The following is a 500-nucleotide window of genomic DNA, read 5'->3' on the forward strand; positions in this document are numbered from 1 at the left end:
TGCATCATCGCCTTCAAATTCTTGGAAAATTTCTTCCGGGTACAGGTTCTTCATCGCACGCGCTTCAGAACTCATCTTACCGCCAATCATCCCTGCCACACGCATTGACGTGGTGTACTGCTGTGGGATATCCATCGGCATAAGGTGCACATTACGCGTTGGGAAACCTTTGATTGCCGCACGCGTGTTACGGAACAAAACACGCCCCGTACCGTGACGGTCCATTAGGTTATCGATAAGCTCTTGGCGCGCTGATGCTTTCGCCTCGTCATCGCTGTTGCTTTCGATAATGCGGAAAAGTGGTTCTACGTCTTGTTCAGACAACAGTTCAGTGATCTGGTTTTTCGCTTCATCAGGCAGCTTTTCGCCTGAGAATAGTGAAGTAATCGCATCCGCTACAGGCGCGTATTGCTCTTCTTCCTCAACGAACGCTTCGTAATCATAGAAACGATCGGGATCCAGCAGGCGTAGACGAGCAAAGTGGCTTTCACGACCAAGCT

1 pseudogene is annotated in these 500 nt (G+C 50.0%); it reads right to left on the bottom strand.

Going from position 1 to position 500, the window contains the following annotated elements:
• Nucleotides 1–500 (bottom strand): annotated as a pseudogene (locus tag R7O13_RS31475) (RNA polymerase-associated protein RapA); the annotation flags it as partial.

This window comes from Vibrio sp. Y176, assembly GCF_033438945.1.